At 72.1% G+C, this 20,953-nt stretch carries 17 protein-coding genes; 10 read left to right on the forward strand and 7 right to left on the reverse strand.

The features are described 5' to 3' along the window. Positions 1-1,326, reverse strand: coding sequence for a histidinol dehydrogenase (gene hisD, locus ABZ659_RS06025; protein WP_360213924.1), 1,326 nt, complete (start codon positions 1,324-1,326; stop codon positions 1-3). Between the two features lie 170 nt (positions 1,327-1,496). Between hisD and ABZ659_RS06030 the strand changes: the two genes are divergently transcribed. The 3 genes from ABZ659_RS06030 to ybaK all read left to right on the forward strand — a co-directional run bounded on the left by ABZ659_RS06030 (position 1,497) and on the right by ybaK (position 4,437). After that, entirely contained in the window at positions 1,497-3,083 is a 1,587-nt protein-coding gene (locus ABZ659_RS06030) for an oxidoreductase (RefSeq protein WP_360213926.1), read from the forward strand. A gap of 85 nt (positions 3,084-3,168) precedes the next feature. Then, positions 3,169-3,909 carry an LON peptidase substrate-binding domain-containing protein gene (locus ABZ659_RS06035; RefSeq protein WP_360213928.1) on the forward strand — a complete coding sequence of 247 codons (741 nt, stop codon included), beginning with the start codon at positions 3,169-3,171 and terminating at the stop codon, positions 3,907-3,909. A 24-nt stretch (positions 3,910-3,933) separates the two neighbouring features. Continuing rightward, positions 3,934-4,437: a Cys-tRNA(Pro) deacylase gene (ybaK, locus tag ABZ659_RS06040; RefSeq protein WP_360213930.1), complete on the forward strand. Its 504-nt coding sequence runs from the start codon at positions 3,934-3,936 to the stop codon at positions 4,435-4,437. A 475-nt stretch (positions 4,438-4,912) separates the two neighbouring features. Here ybaK and ABZ659_RS06045 read toward each other — a convergent pair whose 3' ends face one another. The 4 genes from ABZ659_RS06045 to ABZ659_RS06060 form a co-directional block, all read right to left on the reverse strand. Next, on the reverse strand, positions 4,913-5,563 hold the full coding sequence (locus ABZ659_RS06045; protein WP_360213932.1) for an AAA family ATPase: 651 nt from the start codon (positions 5,561-5,563) through the stop codon (positions 4,913-4,915). A gap of 34 nt (positions 5,564-5,597) precedes the next feature. Then, the gene (locus ABZ659_RS06050) at positions 5,598-6,419 is read right to left on the reverse strand and encodes an ABC transporter permease (RefSeq protein ID WP_360213934.1); all 822 of its coding nucleotides are present in this window, start codon (positions 6,417-6,419) and stop codon (positions 5,598-5,600) included. Positions 6,420-6,504: 85 nt separating this feature from the next. Continuing rightward, positions 6,505-7,524 carry an ABC transporter ATP-binding protein gene (locus ABZ659_RS06055; protein ID WP_360213936.1) on the reverse strand — a complete coding sequence of 340 codons (1,020 nt, stop codon included), beginning with the start codon at positions 7,522-7,524 and terminating at the stop codon, positions 6,505-6,507. Between the two features lie 91 nt (positions 7,525-7,615). Next, positions 7,616-8,833 (reverse strand): NYN domain-containing protein, encoded by a 1,218-nt coding sequence (locus tag ABZ659_RS06060; protein ID WP_360213938.1) that lies wholly within the window; start codon positions 8,831-8,833, stop codon positions 7,616-7,618. Between the two features lie 224 nt (positions 8,834-9,057). Here ABZ659_RS06060 and ABZ659_RS06065 point away from each other — a divergent pair, with 224 nt between their 5' ends. Beyond that, positions 9,058-9,222, forward strand: coding sequence for a hypothetical protein (locus ABZ659_RS06065; protein WP_360213940.1), 165 nt, complete (start codon positions 9,058-9,060; stop codon positions 9,220-9,222). A 98-nt stretch (positions 9,223-9,320) separates the two neighbouring features. Here the strand turns inward: ABZ659_RS06065 and dnaE are convergent, their stop codons facing one another. Continuing rightward, positions 9,321-12,860: a DNA polymerase III subunit alpha gene (gene dnaE / locus ABZ659_RS06070; RefSeq protein WP_360213942.1), complete on the reverse strand. Its 3,540-nt coding sequence runs from the start codon at positions 12,858-12,860 to the stop codon at positions 9,321-9,323. A 229-nt stretch (positions 12,861-13,089) separates the two neighbouring features. Between dnaE and ABZ659_RS06075 the strand changes: the two genes are divergently transcribed. The 5 genes from ABZ659_RS06075 to ABZ659_RS06095 all read left to right on the forward strand — a co-directional run bounded on the left by ABZ659_RS06075 (position 13,090) and on the right by ABZ659_RS06095 (position 19,130). Continuing rightward, a complete protein-coding gene (locus tag ABZ659_RS06075) occupies positions 13,090-14,415 on the forward strand; it encodes a DUF2252 domain-containing protein (RefSeq protein WP_360213944.1) in 1,326 nt (441 codons plus the stop codon). A 70-nt stretch (positions 14,416-14,485) separates the two neighbouring features. Continuing rightward, the gene (locus tag ABZ659_RS06080; protein ID WP_360213946.1) at positions 14,486-15,172 is read left to right on the forward strand and encodes a hypothetical protein; all 687 of its coding nucleotides are present in this window, start codon (positions 14,486-14,488) and stop codon (positions 15,170-15,172) included. Positions 15,173-15,248: 76 nt separating this feature from the next. Next, entirely contained in the window at positions 15,249-16,049 is an 801-nt protein-coding gene (locus tag ABZ659_RS06085; RefSeq protein ID WP_360213948.1) for a DsbA family protein, read from the forward strand. A 106-nt stretch (positions 16,050-16,155) separates the two neighbouring features. After that, positions 16,156-17,817, forward strand: a complete 1,662-nt coding sequence (locus ABZ659_RS06090) for an alkaline phosphatase D family protein (RefSeq protein ID WP_360213950.1) — start codon at positions 16,156-16,158, stop codon at positions 17,815-17,817. 320 nt (positions 17,818-18,137) lie between these two features. Beyond that, positions 18,138-19,130, forward strand: coding sequence for a M43 family zinc metalloprotease (locus tag ABZ659_RS06095; protein WP_360213952.1), 993 nt, complete (start codon positions 18,138-18,140; stop codon positions 19,128-19,130). A gap of 8 nt (positions 19,131-19,138) precedes the next feature. Here the strand turns inward: ABZ659_RS06095 and ABZ659_RS06100 are convergent, their stop codons facing one another. Further along, the gene (locus ABZ659_RS06100; protein WP_360213954.1) at positions 19,139-19,708 is read right to left on the reverse strand and encodes a dienelactone hydrolase family protein; all 570 of its coding nucleotides are present in this window, start codon (positions 19,706-19,708) and stop codon (positions 19,139-19,141) included. Positions 19,709-19,815: 107 nt separating this feature from the next. Between ABZ659_RS06100 and ABZ659_RS06105 the strand changes: the two genes are divergently transcribed. After that, positions 19,816-20,949 carry a mechanosensitive ion channel domain-containing protein gene (locus tag ABZ659_RS06105; RefSeq protein WP_360213955.1) on the forward strand — a complete coding sequence of 378 codons (1,134 nt, stop codon included), beginning with the start codon at positions 19,816-19,818 and terminating at the stop codon, positions 20,947-20,949. Positions 20,950-20,953 lie beyond the last annotated feature (4 nt).

Here is a 20,953-nt window from a genome sequence, read left to right on the forward strand (position 1 = left end):
TCACTTGCTCTCGGGTACCTTCCAGTCGAACCGCGCCTTGATCGCCGCGCCGTGCGCGGGCAGGTCCTCGGCTTCCGCCAGCGTCACCACGTGGTGCGCGACCTCGGCGAGCGCCTCGCGCGTGTAGTCGACGAGGTGGATGCCGCGCAGGAAGGACTGCACGGACAGGCCGGAGGAGTGGCAGGCGCAGCCGCCGGTGGGCAGCACGTGGTTGGACCCGGCGGCGTAGTCGCCGAGCGAGACGGGCGCCCAGGGCCCGACGAAGACGGCGCCCGCGTTCCGCACCCGGTCGGCGAGGGCGGTGGCGTCGGCGGTCTGGATCTCCAGGTGCTCGGCGCCGTAGGCGTCGCAGACGCGCAGGCCCTCCTCCAGGCCGTCGACGAGCACGATCGCGGACTGCTTGCCGCTGAGGGCGGGCACGATCCGGTCGTCGACGTGCTTGCTGGCCGCGACCTGCGGGGCGAGTTCCTTCTCGACCGCGTCGGCCAGCGCCGGGGAGTCGGTGACGAGCACGGACGCGGCGAGCGGGTCGTGCTCGGCCTGGCTGATCAGGTCGGCGGCGAGGTGGACGGGGTCGGCGGTGTCGTCCGCGAGGACGGCGATCTCGGTCGGCCCGGCCTCCGCGTCGATGCCGATCCTGCCGGTGAAGTAGCGCTTGGCGGCGGCGACCCAGATGTTGCCGGGGCCGGTGACCATGTTGGCGGGCGGGCAGGACTCGGTGCCGTACGCGAACATCGCGACCGCGGTGGCGCCGCCCGCCGCGTACACCTCGTCGACGCCGAGCAGCGCGCACGCGGCGAGGATGGTCGGGTGCGGCAGTCCGCCGAACTCGGCCTGCGCGGGCGAGGCCAGCGCGATCGAGGGGACCCCGGCCTCCTGCGCGGGGACGACGTTCATGACGACCGACGACGGGTAGACCGACCGGCCGCCCGGCGCGTACAGCCCGACCCGGTCGACGGGGACCCACTTCTCGGTGACGGTGCCGCCGGGCACCACCTGGGTCGTGTGCGTCGTACGGCGCTGGGCGCGGTGCACGAGGCGGGCGCGGCGGATGGACTCCTCCAGGGCGGCGCGGACGGCCGGGTCGAGGGCGTCCAGGGCGTCGGTGAGCGCCTGGGCGGGGACCCGGACGGAGGTGAGGCGGACGCCGTCGAACTTCTCGGCGAAGTCGATCAGCGCCGCGTCACCCCGATGATGCACGGCCTCGCAGAGGGGACGCACCTTGTCCAGGGCGGCCGCAACGTCGAAGTCGGCTCGGGGCAGCAGGTCGCGCAGGGCGGGACCCTCCGGGAGGGCGTCGCCGCGCAGATCGATTCGGGAGATCACAGCACCAATTCTCGCAGACCCGCGCGGGCCGCCGTGCGCGCGTATCAGGTGCTGATACGGCCCGCGGAACATTGTGCTCACTTTCTGTGTTCACGACGTCACTCAGAGGGAATGAACAGGTGTACGAACACAAGAGGCGCGCACACGCGAACGAGGAGGCCGAGCAGCACGTGACCGAAGGGACCCGGGTCCGGGACGGGCATCAGGCACCGCCGGAGGAGCTGACCGCCGTCGAGGCCGGAATGTGGCAGGCGTTCCGCAACGGCACCATGTACGACCTGCGCTGTGGCGACGCGGCCGTCGACGATCCGCACGGCGGACGGCCCTGGGGCGACGACCGGACCGTGCGGGCCCGCGTCGTGTGCTGGCTGCTCCTCGACGGGCCCCCGGCGCTGGCGGGGCGGGTGTCCGCGCTGAAGCTCACCGGGGTGCTCATCAGCGGCAGCATGGACCTCGCGGGCGGCACGGTGGTGCCGTACGTCGAGCTCCGGGGCTGCCGCTTCGAGCGCGAGGTGCTGCTGCCCGAGGCGCGCTTCACGACCGTGCGGCTGGTGGACTGCGCGGTGCCGCGCCTGGAGGCGGCCCGGCTCCAGACGGAGGGCGACCTGCACCTGCCGCGCTGCCGCTTCCACCGCGGCATACGCCTCACCGACGCCCAGATAGGCACCGACCTGCTGCTCAACCAGGCCGTCGTGGACCGTGACCGGGGCGGCCGGTCCATCGCCGCGGACGGGCTGAGCGTCGGGCAGGACCTCCAGGCCGATCTGCTGGAGTCGCGCGGCGAGCTGAGCCTGCGCAGCGCCACCATAGGCGTCTCGCTGAGCCTGCGCGGCGCCCTGCTGTCCAACCCGTACGCCCGGCTCGCCCTGAACGCCCCCCAGCTCACCGTCGAGCGCACGCTGTACCTGACCCCGGCGGCCGTGGGCGGCACCCAGCCCAGCGGCGTCACACCGGTGCGCGGCACCCGGGTACAGCGGTTCGAGTGCCGGGGCGGGATACGGCTGGACGACGGCCGGTTCGGCGACGCCGTCGACTTCGAGCGGGCCCGGTTCGCCCTCGGCGACGACCACGAGCTGTCGCTGCGCCGCGTCCAGGTGCCCGAGCTGCGCTTCCTCGGGGAGCGGCCGGAGCGCGGCCGGGTGGTGCTGTCCGGGGCGCGGGTCGTCAACCTCGTCGACCGGGCGAGCAGCTGGCCCGGTCCCGGCGGCCTCCAGATGAGCGGCTTCAGCTACGAGACGCTCGTGCCGCGCGGCCCCTTCCCGCTCACCGAGCGGCTGCGCTGGCTGGCCGCCGCGACCGCCGAGTACCACCCGGAGCCGTACGAGCGGCTGGCCGCCGTCCTGCGGAGCAGCGGGGAGGACGAGGACGCGCGGGAGGTGCTGCTCGCCCGGCAGCGCCGCCGCCGCGAGACGCTGCCGCTCGGGCCCAAGCTGTGGGGGTACGCGCAGGACTGGACGGTCGCCTACGGCTACCGGACCGGCCGGGCGGCGGTGTGGCTGGCGGTGCTGTGGGCCGCGGGCTCCCTGGCCTTCGCCAGCGCGGGCCGCCCCGGCTCGCCGGAGGGCGCCGGGGCACCGCCGTGGAACCCGGCCCTGTTCGCCCTCGACCTGCTGTTACCGGTGATCGACCTGGGGCAGGTCGCTTTCTGGCACCTGGACGGCGGTCTGCAGTGGCTCGCGGCGGCGCTGGTGCTGCTGGGCTGGGTGCTGGCCACGGCGGTGGCGGCGGGGGCCACGCGGCTGCTGCGCCGCAACTGACCGACCGGCCTTTCCCGGGCCCGGTCCGCCCACTGTGCGGGCGGGACGGACGAGTCCGGTCCGCCGACCATTAGGCTTTGGCGCCGTGACCACCGTCCGGCTGCCGCTCTTTCCCCTGAACTCGGTGTTGTACCCGGGGCTCGTCCTTCCGCTGAACGTCTTCGAGGAGCGTTACCGCGCCATGATGCGCACGCTGCTGAAGGTTCCGGAGGACGAGCCACGTCGGTTCGCCGTGGTCGCGATCCGTGACGGCCACGAGGTGGCCCCGAGCGCGCCGGGGATGCCCGACCCGACGGCGCTGCCCGAGCGGGGCCCCGGCGCCGGGTTCGGCGCGGACCCCGCCAAGGCGTTCCACGCCGTCGGCTGCGTCGCCGACGCCGCGACGATCCGGGAGCGGTCCGACGGCACGTTCGAGGTGCTGGCGACCGGGACGACCCGGGTGCGGCTGCGCTCGGTGGACGCCTCCGGGCCGTTCCTCACCGCCGAGCTGGAGGAACTCGCCGAGGACCCCGGCGACGAGGCGGGCGCGCTCGCGGAGGGCGTGCTGCGGTCGTTCCGGCAGTACCAGAAGCGGCTGGCGGGGGCGCGGGAGCGGTCACTGGCGACCGGCGGCGAACTCCCGGACGAGCCGAGCGTGGTGTCGTACCTGGTCGCGGCGGCGATGATGCTCGACACCCCGACCAAGCAGCGGCTGCTCCAGGCCCCCGACACGGCGTCCCGGCTGCGGGACGAGCTGAAACTCCTTCGCGCCGAGACGGCGATCATCCGTAATCTGCCGTCGTTGCCCGCGGCCGAGCTGACGCGGGGCCCGACCAGCCTGAACTGAGAACTGACGGCGAAGACGGCGGAGATGGCGAAGAAGTCCAAGAAGCAGCAGCAGTCCGGCGGTACGCCCGCCACGGTGGCCCTGACCACGGCAGGCGTGCCGTTCACCCTCCACGCCTACGACCACGACCCCGCCCACCCGTCCTACGGCGAGGAGGCGGTGGAGGCCACGGGGGTCTCCCCCGACCGGGTCTTCAAGACGCTGGTGGCCGACGTGGACGGCGCCCTGACGGTGGCGGTGGTCCCGGTGGCGGGCTCGCTCGACCTGAAGGCCCTCGCCGCGGCGGTCGGCGGCAAGCGCGCCGCGATGGCCGACCCGGCCCTCGCCGAGCGCACCACCGGCTACGTCCGGGGCGGCATCTCCCCGCTGGGCCAGCGCAAGCGGCTCCGCACGGTCCTGGACGCCTCGGCCGACGCCCACGCCACGATCTACGTCTCGGCGGGCCGCCGGGGCCTGGAGGTCGAACTCGCCCCCGCCGACCTGGCCACCCTCACGGAGGCCACCGTCTCCCCCATCGCCCGCGCCTGACCCCTCGACGGACGCCCTTTCCTCGACTAGAGAGAAAGGGCATGTCGAAGCGCACCCGCAAGCGCAAGTGGCGCACGAGGAAAGGCAACTCCAACCACGGCCGCCGCCCCGCGTGACCAGACGCCCCAGGGCGTGTGGCGGGAGTCCCGCGTGCCGCCCGGCGCCTGGCACTCCCCCGAACTCTTCGAGCAGGGGGACCCCACTCGCCGCACCGGGCGAAAGACCACGCATGACCAGGACGAGGGCTTCCGCCCGGCACGCCGGGAGCACGCTCCCCCAAGCTCTCGGCTCCGCCTGAGCAGGGGGACCTCCATGGCGTCGCTCGGCCCGCCCCGCGGGCGGACGACGGGACTTCCGCCACACGCCCCGGCCGCGGGCAGTCGTGCCGCGGGGCGGGACGGGTGGGCGCGGCGGCACCCCGCGGCGCCGGGCCGCGCGTACCCGCCCCGACGCCGGCGGCCACGCCGGGCACCCCTCAGACGGACCCCTTCTCCGCCCCGTACCCCGGCACCTCAGGATCCCGCGGCCCGAACAACGCCGTAAGCCCCAGATGCACCAGCAACGCCCCCACAGGCCACGCCAGCAACGCCCCCTTCGCCCCCAGCTCCAGCGGCGCGGAGAACGTCACCCCCTGCCCCACGTCCTTCGCCCGCCCCAGCACGTCGTCCGAGGGCCCGAGCCACACCCCCACCCGCCAGGCGAGCAACGCCCCGAGGAGTCCCCCGACCCCCAGCGCCACGACCAGCGGCACACCCCCACGCCGCCGCAGCAGGAACACCACGGCCGCGCTGACCGCGCCGAACCCCAGCGCCAGCAGGGTGAACGTCCCGTCCACCCCGATCCGCTGCTCGCCCTCGGTGTCGCCGAGGTAGACGACCCAGCCGCCGTCCACCACCTGGCCCACCAGCGGCACGCTCGGTGCCAGCCAGTTCCACAGCACGCCGAGGAGCACCCCGCCGAGCGCCGCGACCACCGTGACGACGGCGGCCTCCCGCACTTCGGTCTTCATACCGGGCCCGTCCTGTCCGTATCCGTACCCGGCGGGCGACGACGGTGGCCACGCCCGCGACGAAAACTGAGCGGACTGATCATGCGGCGGCGGAGGCGGAGTCAACGGAGCGGTCACCCCGACATCGTGCCAGGCCGCGCGGCGCCCCGCGTCACCGGACGGCCGCCCGGCGGTAAGCCCAGGTCGCCACGGCCAGCGACAGCACCCCGACCCCGGCACAGACCGCGAGGTCACCGGCGACGAGCGCCCAGTCCGGGTGCGCCGAGAAGGTCCGCGCGTACGCCTCGACACCGTACGTGGACGGCAGCAGGTCACGCAGCAGCCGTACCGGCTCCGGCATCCGCTCGGCGGGCAGCACCCCCAGCAGCAGCGCCGCCGACATGCCGAGCTGCCCGAGCAGCGTGGCCAGTTCGGGCCGCGGCGCGAGCAGCCCGAAGGCCGCGCCGAGCCCGGAGAGCGCGGCGCCCGCGAGCGGGATCACCGCCAGCAGGATCCACAGGTGGGTCAGCGGCAGCCCGAACAGGACGCACCCGAACAGCGCGGTGACGACGGTCCCGGGCACGGTGAACGACGCGTACGCGCCCGCCGCCCCGAGGACCACCGCCGCGGGCGGCACCGGCAGGGTGGCGAAGTGGTCGAGGCCGCCGGTGGCGCGCAGCTGGCCGAAGTACTGCGCGAGCAGGTTCAGCGCGACGTACGCGACGACGACGATGGACGCTCCGGCGACCACGGCCTGCGCCTCGCTGCCGCCGTCCACCACGCCCCGCATCATGACCATGATGCCGACGGACTGGAAGGTGGCGACGAACAGCAGCGGGATCCGCGCCACCCGCGCGCGCGACAGCTGCGCCCGGTAGACGGCGGCCAGACACGGCCACAGCCGCGCCCGCGGCCCCAGCTCGGCCGCGGTCGCGGTCGGCTCCTCGACGGCCAGGGCGCTGCCCGGCAGTACCTCCGCGGGTACGACACTCACGTCGCGCTGCTCCCTTTTCCAGGGGTCTGAGGGGTCTGAGGGGTCTGGAGGGTCTCTGGGTATGCGTGCACGGGGTCCCGGTCGCTCACGCCTTCACCAGCCCCTGCCCTGCCGCGCCGCCGAGCGCCAGGTAGACGTCCTCCAGGCTGGGCGTGGTGAGGGTGAAGTCGTCCAGGGCGGCGAAGGCCGTGCCGCCGGTGACGGTGGAGACGACCGCGCGGGCCTCCTCGGGGCCGAGCCGCAGCGTCCAGCGGCGCCCGGACTCCACGGCGCGTCCGCGCAGCGCGGCGACCTCGGGCACGTCCAGCGGCGCCCGTTCCCGCCACACCAGGTCGACCCGGACCTCCCCGGCGACCCGCTCCTTCAGTCCGGTGGGCGTGTCGCAGGCGATGACCCGGCCGCGGTCCATGACGGCGACCCGGTCGAGGACCGTCTCGGCCTCGATGACGTTGTGGGTGACCAGCAGCACCGTCGTACCGCGTTCGGCGCGGCGCCGGTCGACGGCGGACCACACCGCGCGGCGCGCGACCGGGTCCATGCCGGTGGTGGGCTCGTCGAGGACGAGCAGCGGCCGTTCCCCGACCAGCGCTGCGGCGAAGCAGGCGAGGCGGCGCTGGCCGCCGGAGAGCCTGTTCAGGGCGCGCCCGGCGATCGCGGTGAGGCCGAGTTCGTCGAGTACGGCGTCCCGTTCGGCGCGTGCCGAGCGGACGTCGAGTCCGCGCAGCCGTCCGGTGGTCTCGGCGGCGAGGGAGACGGTGAGCTCGTCGAGGGCGCTGGACTCCTGCCCGAGGTAGGCGAGGATGCGCGAGGCCCGCTCGGGGTGGCGCACGATGTCGTGGCCGAGGATCCGCACGCCGCCGCTGTCGGGCCGCATCAGGCCGGTGAGCTGGCGGACGAGGGTGGACTTGCCCGCGCCGTTGGGCCCGAGCAGTCCGAAGATCTCGCCGCGCCGGACGTCCAGGCGTACGTCGTCGGTGGCACGGACCTCGGGGGTGCCGGGGGTGCCGCGCCGGCCGCGGACGGCGGGGTAGGTCTTGGTCAGCCCGCGCACGGCACACGCGACCTCGTCGGGGTCCGGGTGTGCCTGTGCCGCGCGTTCACTCACAAGGAACGAGCCTAAGGGGTCGGCGGGCACCGACCGCGCGCGGGTCGGCTTGCACGCCCCCTCTTCGTGACTCTGGGTCACCTACCGGCCACTACTCGGCGGCGGGGGCGTGCTCCGCGGCCGTCGGTACGTCGACCTCCCGCCAGAAGCCCGCCCGGATGGCGTAGCGGTCGTGTTCGTCGATCTGGTCGTCCTTGTGGGCGAGCAGTCCGAAGCGGGCCGCGTAGCGCAGCAGCTCGCCGTCGATGCGGTGCGGGATGCGCGGGTAGAGCGTGGACAGCCGCTGGAGGTGGACCGGGTCGCCGAGCCGGGAGATCCAGCGCCGGGCGAAGACCTGCCCGACCTCGTACGGGTCCCCGCCGACGGTGGTGATGTCCTCCTCGCGGTCCGCCCAGCGCTGCTCGGCCGTGGTGAGCTGGGCGAGCGTCGGCATGGAGGCCGCCTCGGGCGGTTCGGAGGTGGCGCCGGGGCGGTCCACCCAGCCCTTGTCGGAGGACCAGCGCAGGGTCGCGGTGGGCGGGGGCTGGGTGACCTGCGGGCCGGGGGCGCGCAGCGCGGCGAGGTCCTTGGGGGTGGGCACGCCGCCCTTGGTGGCGGGGCCCCGGTCCTCGGCGGGGCGGGCGGTGGTGGCGGCCGGGTGCGGGGGTTCCTCGTCGCGCCGCTCGCCGGACCCGGACAGCGCGGACTCGGGCAGCGGCGCGGAGAGGATGGCGGCGATCTCGGGGCGTGGCACGGGCGGCGGCGCGCACACGCCGGTGAGTTCCTTGGCCCGTACGGCCTGGGTGATCCAGGCCCGGTCCAGGACGCGCCGTTCGTCGGCCTCGGCGACCAGGTCCTCGGACTGGTTGTAGTCGCCGTCGGCGGCCTGCACGGCCCACAGGTGGACGGCGACCCCGTGCTCCTTGGCGGCCATCATGCCCGGCAGCAGGTCGCCGTCGCCGGTGACCAGGACGATGTCGGAGCAGGCGCGGTTGCGGGCCAGCTCGGTCAGCTCGGCGTGCATGGCCGCGTCGACGCCCTTCTGCGCCCAGCGGCCGTCGCTGCGGGTGAGGGCGCCGAGCCGGACGGTGACCCGGGGCATCACCCGCAGTCTGCGGTGTTCGGGCTGGGGGACGCGGTCGGGGGCGCCGTCGAACCAGTAGATGCGCAGCAGCTGCCGTTCGGTGTCGGACTCGGCACGGTCGCGCAGCCCCTGGACGAGGGCGGCGTGGTCGACGGTGATCCGGGACCGCGAGGGCTCCCCGGCGAGGAGGCTGGCGGCGGCTCCCAGCAGATACCCGGCGTCCACCAGGACGACGCAGCGGTCCACGCGACTCACCCTCTTCCCGGGAGGTTTGCTCTGGGCTTCCTTCGAGTCTGCCCGACCGTGCGGAGGTTAACGGTCCGAACTCGATCTTCGGCGTGGCGTTTCGGGCGCGCGGACGGCGACCACCCCTGTCACACACGGTAATTGTCCGACATGCGCGGCGTGTCGGCGTATGTGAATCTGGTCCCGGCCCTGGCCCCTAGATCCCCCACAGGAGGCAGATCACCATGGCCAAGAACAAGAACCGTGACCGTAAGCAGTCCCAGCCCGAGCGCGCCCGACAGGACGCCCAGGACCCGGCGATGGTGCCGTCGTCCGAGGAGCGCCTGACCCCGACGACCCCGGGCGACGTGGCACGCAAGGGCCGCCAGAAGCGCTTCGGCCACAACTGACCTTCGCTGACGGGCGGTTACCGCCCAGGCATGAACGAGGGGCGCGTCCGCTGCCGGACGCGCCCCTCGCGCACGTCGAGTGCCTGCCGCGGCCGGGCTCAGCCCGCCAGGCAGGACGGGCCCAGCAGCACCTTGAGGTCGCCGAAGAGCGCCGGGTCCGGCTTGACCCGGTGCCGGTCGAGCCGGAGCACGGTCGTCCTGGTCGGGCCCTGGAGCTTGATCCGCACCTCGCTGTCGCCCTTGTGGTGGCTGAGGATCTCCCCGAGGCGGCTGACCATGGGCGGGGTGACCCGGGTGGCCGGGATGGTGAGCACCACGGGCGCGTTGGTGCCCGCGTTCGACAGGTCGGGGACCATCAGCTCCATGGCGACCAGCCGGGGCACGTCCTCCCGCTTGTCGAGCCTGCCCTTGACGAAGACCACGGCGTCCTCGACGAGTTGGGTGGACACCAGTTGGTAGGTCGCGGGGAAGAACATGCACTCGATGGACCCCGCGAGGTCCTCGACGGTGGCGATGGCCCAGGCGTTGCCCTGCTTGGTCATCTTGCGCTGGAGGCCGGAGATGATGCCGCCGATGGTGACGACCGCGCCGTCCCCGAAGTCACCGCCGGTGAGCTGGGAGATGCCCGCGTCGGCCTTGTCGGAGAGCACGTGCTCCAGGCCGAAGAGGGGGTGGTCGGAGACGTAGAGACCGAGCATCTCGCGCTCCTGGGCGAGCAGGTAGGTCTTGTCCCACTCGTCGGTGGTGAACTCCACGTCGAGCCCGAAGCCCGGCTCGCTGGTGTCCTCCTCGCCCATGCCGCCGAAGAGGTCGAACTGGCCCTCGGCCTCCTTGCGCTTGACCGCGACCACGTTGTCGATCATCGGTTCGTACTGCGCGGTCAGGCCCTTGCGGGTGTGGCCCAGGGTGTCGAAGGCGCCCGCCTTGATCAGCGACTCCGTGGTGCGCTTGTTGCAGGCGACCGCCTCGACCTTGTCGAGGTAGTCGGGGAAGGAGGCGTACTTCCCCTTCGCCTTGCGACTCCTGATGATCGACTCGACCACGTTGGTGCCGACGTTGCGCACCGCCTCCAGGCCGAAGAGGATCACGTCGTCGCCCTGCGCGGCGAAGTTGTGCACCGACTCGTTGACGTTCGGCGGGAGCACCTTGATGCCCATGCGGCGGCACTCGTTGAGGTAGATCGCCGACTTGTCCTTGTCGTCCTTGACGGAGGTCAGCAGCGCCGCCATGTACTCGGCGGGGTGGTTCGCCTTCAGGAAGGCCGTCCAGTACGACACCAGGCCGTACGCCGCCGAGTGCGCCTTGTTGAACGCGTACCCGGCGAACGGGACCAGCACGTCCCACAGGGCCTGGATGGCCTCGTCGCTGTAGCCGTTGTCGCGGGCACCGGCCTGGAAGATGGTGAAGTTCTTCGCCAGTTCGTCGGGCTTCTTCTTGCCCATCACGCGGCGGAGGATGTCGGCCTCGCCGAGCGAGTAGCCCGCGATGATCTGGGCGGCCTTCTGCACCTGCTCCTGGTAGACGATCAGGCCGTAGGTGACGTCCAGGACCTCCTTGAGCGGGGCCTCCAGCTCCGGGTGGATCGGCGTGATCTCCTGCTGGCCGTTCTTGCGCAGCGCGTAGTTGGTGTGCGAGTTCATGCCCATCGGGCCCGGCCGGTACAGGGCCGACACGGCGGAGATGTCCTCGAAGTTGTCCGGCTTCATCAGCCGGAGCAGGGAGCGCATCGGGCCGCCGTCGAACTGGAAGACGCCGAGGGTGTCGCCGCGCTGGAGGAGTTCGAAGGTCGTGGGGTCGTCCAGCGGGAGGGAGAGGAGATCGATGTCGATCCCCTTGTTGGACTTCACCATCTTGACGGCGTCGTCCATGATCGTCAGGTTGCGCAGGCCCAGGAAGTCCATCTTCAGCAGGCCGAGCGACTCACAGCTCGGGTAGTCCCACTGCGTGATGGTGACGTTGTCCGTGTGCCTGACCCAGACCGGGACGTGCTCGGTGATGGTCTCGCTGGACATGATCACGCCGGCGGCGTGCACGCCCATCTGCCGGACCAGGCCCTCGACGCCCTTGGCGGTGTCGATGACCTTCTTCACGTCGGGCTCGTTCTCGTACATCGCCCGGACCTCGCCCGCCTCGCTGTAGCGGGGGTGCTCGGGGTTGGTGATGCCGTCGAGGTTGATGCCCTTGCCGAGGACGTCGGCGGGCATGGCCTTGGTGATCCGGTCGCCCATCGCGTACGGGTAGCCCAGCACGCGCGCGGAGTCCTTGATGGCGTTCTTCGCCTTGATGGTGCCGTAGGTGCCGATCATGGCGACCTTGTCGGCGCCGTACTTCTCCGTCACGTACCTGATCACCTCGACGCGCCGACGCTCGTCGAAGTCGATGTCGACGTCGGGCATCGAGATGCGCTCGGGGTTGAGGAACCGCTCGAAGATCAGACCGTGCGGGATCGGGTCGAGGTCGGTGATGCCCATGGCGTAGGCGACGATCGACCCGGCCGCGGAGCCCCGGCCGGGGCCGACGGCGATGCCGTTGTTCTTGGCCCACATGATGAAGTCGGCGACGACGAGGAAGTAGCCGGGGAAGCCCATCGAGATGATGACGTCCATCTCGTACTCGGCCTGCTTCTGGCGGTCCTCGGGGACGCCGCCGGGGAAGCGGCGCTCCATCCCGCGGCGGACCTCCTCCTTGAACCAGGTGACCTCGGTGTAGCCCTCCGGGATGTCGAACTTCGGCATCAGGTCGCGCTTCTCGAACATGCCGGAGGTGTCGACCATCTCGGCGACCAGGAGGGTGTTGGCGCAGCCCTCCTGCCAGGCGTCCGAGGAGTCGATCGCGTACATCTCGTCGGTCGACTTCAGGTAGTAGCCGGTGCCGTCGAACTTGAAGCGGTCGGGGTCGGAGAGGTTCTTGCCGGTCTGGATGCACAGCAGCGCGTCGTGGGCGGTCGCCTCGTGCGCGTACGTGTAGTGCGAGTCGTTCGTGACCAGCGGCGGGATGCCGAGCTTCCTGCCGATCTCCAGGAGGCCCTCGCGGACCCGGTGCTCGATGTCGATGCCGTGGTCCATCAGCTCCAGGAAGTACCGGTCCTTGCCGAAGATGTCCTGGTAGTCGGCGGCGGCCTTCAGGGCCTCGTCGAAGTGGCCGAGGCGCAGCCGGGTCTGCACCTCGCCGGAGGGGCAGCCGGTGGAGGCGACGATCCCCTCGGACCACTGGGAGATGGTCTCCTTGTCCATCCGCGGCCACTTCTGCAGCCAGCCCTCCGCGTACGCGTCCGAGGAGAGCCGGAAGATGTTGTGCAGGCCGGTCTTGTTCACCGCCCACATCGTCTTGTGGGTGTAGCCACCGGAACCCGAGACGTCGTCCCGCTTCTGGTGCGGCTGCCCCCACTGGATCTTGCGCTTGTTGCGCCGGGACTCCGGGGCGACGTACGCCTCGATCCCGATGATCGGGGTGATCCCGGCCTTCTGCGCGGAGTGGAAGAAGTCGTACGCCCCGTGCAGGTTGCCGTGGTCGGACATGGCGATGTGCGTCATGCCCATCTCGTTGCAGGCGTCGAACATGTCCTTCAGCCGCGCGGCACCGTCCAGCAGCGAGTACTGGGTGTGGACGTGCAGGTGCGTGAACGGCGGTTTCGACACGTTCGGCCTCCTAGGAGAACAGTCGGCGACAGGCTGCGGACAGTCTGGGGGGACAGCGTCGAAGTCTATGCCCCGGCACTGACACCCACGGGCCTCATCCGCGTACCTTCGGGCGGGGGTCGCGGGCACTCGGTCGCGTCCTCGGACGTTAGGACGGTGACGGCTGCCGGTGCCACGGAAGGCGCGGGCGCCGTCACCCTCAGCAGCCAGCACCAGGAGGCACCCAGCGATGTCGGTCCCGCAGCTCAGCGACGAGCCCCGCGGCGAGGAGATCCTCACCGTCTTCGACACCGCGTTCGGCGAACTGCTCGCCGCGGACCCGGCCGCGTTCCGGGTGAAGTTCCGCAAGATGGCGGCCTCCGCGTTCGCGTTCTACCGGGGCACGGCGTGCCTCTTCTACCACGACCTGGAGACCGAGAAGCGCGACGGCCCGTTCCTGGACGACCGCACCTCCCGCGTGTGGATCCACGGCGACCTGCACGCCGAGAACTTCGGCACGTACATGGACTCCACCGGCCGTCTGATCTTCAACGTCAACGACTTCGACGAGGCGTACGTCGGCCCCTTCACCTGGGACCTCAAGCGCTTCGCCGCCTCCGTCGCCCTCGTCGGGTACGCCAAGGCGCTCAGCGACGCGCAGATCACCGAGCTGGTGGGGGTCTACGCCGCCGCCTACCGGGAGCGGATCCACGCCCTGGCGACCGGCGCCAAGCGCGACGAGGTGCCGCCGTTCACGCTGGACACCGCCGAGGGCCCGCTCCTTGACGCGCTGCGTGACGCCCGTTCGCTGACCCGTTTCGGCCTGCTCGACTCGATGACGGAGATCCGGGACTTCGAGCGCCGCTTCGCCCCCGGCGGCGGCTCCATAGAGCTGGACGCGGCCACCCGCTACAAGGTGCTCGCCGCCTTCGACGGCTACCTGGAGACCCTGCCGGAGTCCTCGCTGGCCCGCCCCGACTCCTACCGCGTCAAGGACGTCGTCGGCCGCCGCGGCATCGGCATCGGCTCGGCGGGGCTGCCGTCGTACAACATCCTGCTCGAGGGCAACAGCGACGCCCTGGAGAACGACGTCGTGATCTACGTCAAGCAGGCCCAGACCCCGGCGGTCTCCCGGCACGTCACCGACGCCGCCATCCGCGACTACTTCGTGCACGAGGGCCACCGCACGGTGATCTCCCAGCGCGCCCTCCAGGCGCACGCCGACCCCTGGCTGGGCTGGACCGAGCTGGGCGGAGCGGGCCAGCTGGTCGCCGAGGTCTCGCCGTACGCCGTGGACCTGGACTGGGACGACATCGACGACCCGGAGGAGATCGCCGCGGTCGTCGCCGACCTGGGCCGGGCGACGGCGACCATGCACGCGGCGGCGGACGACACCTCCGGCGAGTCCCTGGTGCCGTTCTCCACCGAGCGGGCCATCGACGCGGCGATCGCCGCCGACGAGGAGGGCTTCGCCCCGCTGCTGGTGGACTTCGCGCACGCCTACGGCGCCCGCGCCCGCGCCGACCACCAGCTCTTCGTCGACCTCTTCCGCAATGGCCGGATACCGGGCCTGTGACGGGTTCCGCACACCTCACAGGGAGACTTTAGGGGTCTCTTACAGCGGTCCGTGCCACACTTTCAGCGCGATGGACATATCAGGGACCCAGCTACGAGCCGTACGCGCGGCGCTCTTCACGGCAGTGGTCGTGACGCTCAGCACCGCGTCACACGTGGTGCTGTCCCGCGTCCCGCTGCCGCTGGGCACCGTCGCCGCGATCGCCGCGGCGGTGTTCACCCTGGCCTACGCGTTCGCGGGCCGCGCCCGTGGCTTCGGCCGGATCGCGGCCCTGCTGATCCCGCTGGAACTGGCCGCCGACACGGTCTTCACCACGGGCCAGCACGCCTGCTACGGCGCCGCGGGCGGCCCGGTGGCGGGCCCGCTGCGCGCCTTCGGCCTGGACGTGCTCTGCGCCGGTGAGGTCGGCGGCCCGCTGGCCCAGGTGGCCGGCACCGGCCAGGACCGCTTCGCCGCCCTGCTGGCGCACTCCCACCCCGGCACCGCCTGGCTGCTGCTGGGCGCGCACGTCGGCGTCGGGCTGCTGGCCGCCTGGTGGCTGCACCGCGGTGAGCGGGCCCTGGAGCGGCTGCTGCGGGCGGCGGCCACCGCCACCTTCCGGCCGTTGCTGCTCGCCGTCGCCGCGGTCGGCGGGCGCCGGGCCCCGGCCCGCGTCCGGCTGCCGCGGCCCGCGCACCGTACGGCCGTGGCCCGTGAGCTGCTGCGCACCCACGGTCTGGGACGGCGTGGACCGCCGCGCCGGGTCGCCCTCGGCTGAGGGCTCCCCGGCACGGCCACCCATCCACGCATCCCGCGCACCCGCGCGTGCGCGTCCCACCACGGAGAGCATCACCATGAGCAAGCGGAACAACCAGGCGGCGAAGCAGGCGGCCCGCGAGCGGCTGCGCCAGGAGCGCGAGCGCCAGGCCAAGCGGGACAAGGTGAAGCGGCAGCTCGTCGTCGCCGGTTCGATCGTCGCCGTCCTGGCGATAGCGGGCGGCATCGGCTACGCGGTCGTCCAGAACAACCAGCCCACCGAGTGGGAGGAGGCCGCCAAGGCGACGGTGGTCGCCCCGGCCAACACCTCCGGCAAGAACGGCACCACCGTCCTGATCGGCGACTCCGAGACCGACCACGTCGTCCACCTCTACGAGGACCCCCGCTGCCCGGCCTGCGCCTCCTTCGAGCAGAACATCGGCGAGACGGTCAACAAGGGCGTGACCGACGGCGACTACAAGCTCTCCGTCACGCTCGGCACCTTCCTCGACGGCAACCTCGGCGGCGAGGGCTCCAAGAACGCGCTGAGCGCGCTGGGCGCCGCGCTGAACGTGAGCCCCGAGGCGTTCCTCGACTACAAGGCGGCGCTGTACTCGGCGAAGTACCACCCGGAGGAGTCCTCCGACGAGTTCTCCGACGACGCCTACCTGATCAAGGTCGCCGACACGGTCGACGCGCTGAAGAACAACAAGGAGTTCCAGAGCGCCGTCGAGAAGGGCACCTACGACGCCTGGGCGATGCGGATGAGCAAGTCGTTCGACGACACCGAGGACGTCAGCTCGACCCCGACCATCAAGATCGACGACAAGAAGATCACCAACCCGGGCAGCGTCGAGGAGTGGCAGACGGCGCTCAAGGACGCGGGCGTCACCCAGTAGCGCGCCCGGCGCAGGACACGGGAACGGGCGGACCCTCCGCGGGTTCGCCCGTTCTTCATGTCGGTGGTCTTACCGAGGCACTTACCGGCAAGTAATCTGACCCGCCGTGACCCGTAGCCACAGATCCCACACGGACCCCAACCCGCCCACTCCGCGCCGCCGTACGGTCGTCAAGGCGGCCGCCGCCGGAGCCGTACTCGCCGCCCCGCTGGCCGCGGCGCTGCCCGCCAGCGCGGTCGCCCAGGCCCCCGCCTTCCTGCACGGCGTCGCCTCCGGCGACCCGCTCCCGGACGGCGTGCTGCTGTGGACCCGCGTGACGCCCACCGAGGAGGCCGTGCCCGGCTCCGGGCTCGGCCCGGACGTGACCGTCTCCTGGACCGTCGCCACCGACCGGGCGCTGACCAACGTCGTCACCGAGGGCACCACCACCGCGACCGCCGCCTCCGACCACACCGTGAAGGCCGACATCCGCGGCCTGAGCCCCGCGACCGACTACTGGTTCCGCTTCTCGGCCGGCGGCACGCACTCGCCGGTCGGCCGGGCCCGCACCGCCCCGGCCGTCGACGCCGCGGTTCCCGGCCTGCGCTTCGGCGTGGTCTCCTGCGCCAACTGGGAGGCCGGGCACTTCGCCGCGTACCGCCACCTCGCCGCCCGCGGCGACCTCGACGCCTGGCTGCACCTGGGCGACTACATCTACGAGTACGGCACCGGCGAGTACGGCACCCGCGGCACCGTCGTACGGCCGCACGCGCCCGCGCACGAGATCCTCACGCTCGCCGACTACCGCGAGCGGCACGGACGCTACAAGACCGACCCCGACCTCCAGGCGCTGCACGCCGCCGCGCCCGTGGTCGCCATCTGGGACGACCACGAGATCGCCAACGACACCTGGTCGGGCGGTGCCGAGAACCACACCGAGGGCGCGGAGGGCGCCTGGGCCGACCGGCAGGCCGCCGCCAAGCGGGCCTACTTCGAGTGGATGCCGGTGCGTCCGGCCCTCGCGGGCACCACCTACCGGCGGCTGCGCTTCGGGAAGCTGGCCGACCTGTCGCTGCTCGACCTGCGGTCCTTCCGCTCCCAGCAGGCGGCCTTCGGCAACGGCTCGGTGGACGACCCCGAGCGCACCCTGACCGGGCGGGCGCAGCTGGACTGGCTGAAGTCGGGGCTGGCCGCCTCCGACACCACCTGGCGGCTGGTCGGCAACTCCGTGATGATCGCGCCGTTCGCCATCGGCGCGCTCTCCGCCGAGCTGCTCAAGCCGCTGGCCAAGCTGCTCGGGCTGCCGCAGGAGGGCCTGGCGGTCAACACCGACCAGTGGGACGGCTACACCGACGACCGCCGGGAGCTGCTGGCACACCTGCGGTCGAACGCCATCCGCAACACCGTCTTCCTGACCGGTGACATCCACATGGCGTGGGCCAACGACGTGCCGGTCCACGCGGGCACCTACCCGCTGTCCGCGTCGGCGGCGACCGAGTTCGTCGTCACCTCGGTGACCTCCGACAACCTGGACGACCTGGTGAAGGTCCCCGAGGGCACCGTCTCGGCGCTCGCCGCCCCGGTGATCCGCGCGACCAACCGGCACGTCCACTGGGTCGACACCGACCGCCACGGCTACGGCGTCCTGGACCTGACCGCGGACCGCGCGCAGATGGACTACTACGTCCTGTCCGACCGCACGAAGGCGGACTCCGCGGCGTCCTGGGCGCGCTCCTACCGCACCCGCAGCGGCACCCAGAGGGTCGAGCGCACCTACGACCCGGTGTGATCCCCCCGCCCGACCGTCGATTTCCAGCCAACCGCGGCGTGTTTGCGTCCGGTTAAAAGAAGATCACATCGCTACGGCGGGTGGTGCGGGCCGTGGCCCGAATGCGGACACACCACCCGCCCCGGTCACCGTCCTCGTTACGTCGGGATCTCAAACTTCGGACGGACCGCCAATTCATCCCCCCAATCATCCCTGTTCGCCGGTTATTTGATTGGGCTTGATCACTCCTCTTCTGCGCTAGTCATGTCCACGTAATCTCCGGGCGGATGGCCAGGAAGACCCCTGAGCCCGTCTCCCCACCGCATCCGCCAGGAGTCAACATGCGTGCGCTTGCCCGGATATCACCCCTCACGAGCAGACGCCTTCTCGGCACCGCAGCCGTGGCCGGAACCCTGCTGCTCGCCCCGCTGTCGGCCCCCACCGGCGTCGCCGCGGCCAGCACCCCGTCGGCCGCCGAGTGCGCCGAGGACACCGGCGCCCACGCCGCCGCCCGCGAGGCCCGCCCCGGAGCCGGCGAGCACATCGCCGAGCCCAACGAGATCAGCACCGCCCGCGCCCAGGCGATGGACGCCGACCTGCGCAAGAAGCTCGACAAGCTGCCGTCCAGCCGCCGCGGCCTCGAAGCCGCCGCCTCGACCAGCATCCCGGTCTACTTCCACGTGATCCACGACGGCACCACGGGCAAGCTCTCCGCCACCGACGTCAACGCCCAGATGAACGTGCTGAACGCGGCGTACGCGGGCCAGGGCAGCGGGAACACCGACTCCGGCTTCCAGTTCACCCTGGCCGGGACCGACTACACCGACAACGCCTCCTGGTACACCGTGGGCTACGGCTCCCAGGAGGAGAAGGCCATGAAGTCCGCCCTGCGCCAGGGCGGCGCGGGCGCGCTCAACATCTACACCGCCAACATCGGCGGCGGCCTCCTCGGCTGGGCCACCTTCCCCAGCTCCTACAACTCCAGCCCCTCCATGGACGGCGTCGTCATCCTCGACGCCTCCCTGCCCGGCGGCTCGGCCACCAACTACGACGAGGGCGACACCGCGACCCACGAGGTCGGCCACTGGATGGGCCTCTACCACACCTTCCAGGGCGGCTGTAACGGCAAAGGCGACTACGTCGACGACACCGCCGCCGAGAAGAGCCCGGCCTACCAGTGCCCGACGGGCCGGGACACCTGCACCCGCAAGGCGGGCGCCGACCCGATCCACAACTTCATGGACTACACCTACGACTCCTGCATGTACCAGTTCACCTCCGGCCAGGTGACGCGGATGCAGCAGAGCTGGGCGGCGTACCGGGCCGCCGGCTGAGCCAGCCGCTACAGCGTGCCGAGGAAGCCGAGCGCCACCCGCCAGGTGGCCTCGGCGGCCTCCGCGTCGTAGTCCGGCAGACCGGGGTCGGTGTAGAGGTGACCGGCCCCGGCGTACCGGTAGACCTCCACGTCGGCGCCTGCCCGGCCCAGCTGGAGGTACCAGGCGCTCAGCCAGTCGTCCGTCTCGAACGGGTCCGGCTCGGCCACGTGCAGCTGCACCGGCAGCCCGTCCACGGCCGCGTTCGGCGCGATGTCCGAGGTGCCGTGCAGGAGCAGCAGGCCGCGCGCCTTCTCGTCGCCGAGGGCCAGCGTCTGCGCGACGGAGGCGCCGAAGGAGAACCCGGCGTACACCAGGCCGCGCTCCGAGTACGGCGCGGCGGCCAGCACCGCCCGTCTGAGCAGCTCGTCCTTGCCGATCGCGTCCTTGTGGGCCATGCCCTCCTCGACCGTCTCGAAGGTCGCGCCGTCGAACAGGTCCGGCGTCCACACCTCGTGTCCGGCCGCGCGCAGCCGGTCCGCCGCGTCGCGCACCGCGGGGCGGAGTCCGTAGGCCGAGTGGAAGAGCATGATGTTCATGAGGCCATGGTGCCAGCCGGGTCTGACACCCCACGCGCGCTGCCCTACCCGGAACGTACGCGAAGTCACATGTTCAGGGCCGCCCGACGGCGGTTACGTTCGAAGGCATGGAGAATCTGCTCCGCCCGCTCATCGTGGTCGGCGGCTCGGTCGTCCTGACGCTGTTCATCGGCTGGGTCACCGACCGTCTGCTGTGCAAGGCCGACCGACGGCACCCCGAGACCCCGCTGTGGGGTCTGCTCAGGCGTGCCCGCATCCCCTACCAGCTGGTGCTGTGCGCCGCGCTGCTGAGAGGCTCCTACGACTCGGCCCAGCTGACCGAGGAGCACGAGGTCGGCATCGGCAGGACGCTGACGCTGGTGCTGATCGGCTCCGCGGCCTGGCTGGTGATCAGGATCGCGGGGGCCGTCGTCGAGACGACGTACACCCGCTACGCCAACCACCGCGCCCAGCGCGACCCCGCGCGGGTACGCCGGGTCCGCACCCAGGTCTCCCTGATCATGCGGGTGGTCTCGGCCGTCGTCGGGGTGGTCGCGGTGGCGGCGATGCTGCTCACCTTCCCCGCGATGCGGGCGGCGGGCGCCTCGCTGCTGGCCTCGGCGGGCATCATCGGCATCGTCGCCGGTGTCGCCGCGCAGTCCACGCTCGGCAACATGTTCGCCGGGTTCCAGATCGCGTTCGGCGACATGGTGCGGCTCGGCGACACGGTCGTGGTGGACGGCGAGTGGGGCACCGTCGAGGAGATCACCCTGACCTACCTCACGGTCCGCACCTGGGACGAACGCCGGATCACCATGCCGGTGTCGTACTTCACGTCCAAGCCGTTCCAGAACTGGACGCGCGGCACCTCGCAGCTCACCGGCGTCGTCTACTGGCAGCTCGACCACTCGGCGCCCCTGGAGGCGATGCGCGAGCGGCTCCGCGACATCCTGCGCAACTGCCCGGCCTGGGACGGCCGCGACTACGGCCTGGCCGTCACCGACAGCACCCCGAACACCATGGAGGTGCGGGCGCTGATGACCGCCAAGGACGCGGACGACGTCTGGACGATCCGGGTCACGGTCCGGGAGCAGATGATCACCTGGCTGGTCCGGGAGCACCCCTACGCCCTGCCGCGCGTCAACACGGCCGACGCGGTCCTGCCCCACGGCGTCCCCCGGCCGTCGTCCTCCCCGGACGGCTCGCCGCCGCGCCGGGCGCACACGACGCCCCACACCTCCCCGCGCCCGAGCCGCCCCTGAGACG

This window comes from Streptomyces sp. NPDC006997 (genome assembly GCF_040635175.1).
GTDB lineage: Bacteria > Actinomycetota > Actinomycetes > Streptomycetales > Streptomycetaceae > Streptomyces.